Origin of the sequence: Stenotrophomonas sp. SMYL86, assembly GCF_036320025.1 — a bacterium.
GTDB classification, from domain to species: domain Bacteria; phylum Pseudomonadota; class Gammaproteobacteria; order Xanthomonadales; family Xanthomonadaceae; genus Stenotrophomonas; species Stenotrophomonas maltophilia_A.
In genome coordinates this window covers 1-1,479 of sequence record NZ_JAWIRU010000037.1, presented here as the reverse complement: position 1 = coordinate 1,479, position 1,479 = coordinate 1, and the positions used below count along the sequence as shown (strand labels likewise).

Genomic DNA, 1,479 nt, shown 5'->3' with positions numbered 1-1,479 from the left:
GTGCACGAGGAGAGCAAGGTACGGGTGACCGCCTGCCAGTACCTCGGTTCGCAGCCGTGGCCGTTCCCGGGCGCGCTGATGATCGGTTTCCGTGCACAGGCGCAGGATGACCTGCCGACCGTGGATGGCGAGCTGGAAGATGCGCGCTGGTTCAGTGCCGACGAGGTCGGCGCGGCACTGGCACGCGATGTGGAGGACGATGGCCAGGGCATCCGCCTGTCGCCGCCGATCTCGATTTCGCGCGGCCTGATCGAACACTGGTACCGGCAGCAGAAGGGCTGAGCGGGGCTGACGGTGGCGCCTGTATTGCCGCCACCTGAACACGGCCCGGGTTACAGTCCGGGTTCACCGCTGAGGGCGCCGCTGCGACAGGTAAGGTAGCGACGCCGAGCGTTCTGTTTCGTAGGGAGACCTGCCATGTTCACCACTCTGGCCGCCGTGCTCGTGGCACTGGCCCTGGGCCATGTTGCCCCGGCCGCTGCCGCCTCGCTGCGCCGTTTCGACGGCTTCCGGCGTTGGCTGGGCTGGCTGGACGCGCGCGGTGGCAAGGCCTGGCAGGGGCCGGCAGGCGTTGCCCTGGCACTGCTGCCGCCGCTGCTGCTGATGGCGCTGCTGGCGTGGTTGCTGCGTGGGGTGCTGTTCGGCCTGCCGTCGCTGCTGCTGGGCGTGGCGGTGCTGGCGTGGTGCTGGGGCCCGCGCGATCTGGACCGCGATATCGAAGCGATCATCGATGCCGATGACGCGGCGACGCGCCAGGCCGCGGTGCGCAACCTGCAGGCGGCCGGTGGCAGCCTGCGCGAGGACATTCCGTCACTGGTCGAGGCGACCGTACTCAACGCGCTGCGGCGCTGGTTCGCGGTGCTGTTCTGGTTCCTGCTGCTGGGCCCGGCCGGTGCGCTGGGTTACCGGCTGCTGGCGCTGATGGCGGAGAGCCCGATGCGTGCACGCGTGCCGGTGGAGCCGCTGGCGCTGGCGCAGCGCCTGCTGGGCTGGATCGAGTGGCCGGTGGCACAGCTGATGGCGTTTTCGATGGCGCTGGTGGGCAACTTCGATACGGCGTGGAAGGCCTGGCGCCAGGCCCATGGCGAACGCCTGGCGGGCGGCATCGGTTTCCTCGGCGCGGTGGCGCGGGCCAGCGTCAATGCCGAGCTGCGCGAGGATGCGCACGATTACACCGAGGCGGGGCTGTTGCCGGTGTGGCAGCGGTTGCCGGACCTGCGGGATGCGATGAGCCTGGTGTGGCGGATGCTGCTGCTGTGGCTGGCGATCCTCGCCCTGCTGGTGATTGCAGGCTGGGTGACGTAGTTGCTTTGCAGGGCTTGCAGCCCTGCACCTGCAGAAGCAACAGCAACAGCAACAGCAACAGCAACGGCAGGATTGCTGCGGGTTGGCGGGGTGGGTCGGATGGCGGGGGACGCCGTGAATCCGTCCGTGGAGGCTTGGTCGCCGCATCCATGCGGCTCACACCCCCGCCATCCG

General features: G+C 69.4%; 2 protein-coding genes. Both read left to right on the top strand.

Annotated features, from left to right (window positions below):
• Positions 1-282, top strand: a 282-nt coding sequence (locus V3B64_RS21795) for an NUDIX domain-containing protein (protein WP_329914959.1), incomplete at its 5' end; no start/stop codon positions are given.
• A gap of 135 nt (positions 283-417) precedes the next feature.
• Positions 418-1,305 carry a regulatory signaling modulator protein AmpE gene (ampE, locus tag V3B64_RS21790; RefSeq protein WP_065723581.1) on the top strand — a complete coding sequence of 296 codons (888 nt, stop codon included), beginning with the start codon at positions 418-420 and terminating at the stop codon, positions 1,303-1,305.
• The last annotated feature ends 174 nt before the right edge of the window (positions 1,306-1,479 follow it).